Annotated in this window: 1 protein-coding gene; it reads right to left on the reverse strand. The window is 46.9% G+C overall.

The features are described 5' to 3' along the window. Positions 1 to 254 (reverse strand): hypothetical protein (locus E8Q33_RS15150; RefSeq protein ID WP_136555724.1); only part of this gene is annotated, 254 nt, incomplete at both ends.

Here is a 254-nt window from a genome sequence, read left to right on the forward strand (position 1 = left end):
TGCCGCTACGGTTGGCTGATTCCAACTCCAGGCGGGCTTTTTCCAATTCTTCTTTAATGTGCTGACTGCCATGCAAAGCGGCTTTTTCCGACTTCCAGACTTCTTCCAGATCGGTATATTCGCGTGCCAGCTTTTTCATCTCGGTTTCCAGCGTATCCAAACGTTTTTTGGAAGCTTCATCCGATTCTTTCTGCAACGCCACACGTTCAATTTTCAGCTGAATTAACCGTCTTTCAAGACGGTCCAGTACTTCA

Origin of the sequence: Methylophaga sp. SB9B, from assembly GCF_004832235.1 — a bacterium.
Lineage (GTDB): Bacteria > Pseudomonadota > Gammaproteobacteria > Nitrosococcales > Methylophagaceae > Methylophaga > Methylophaga muralis.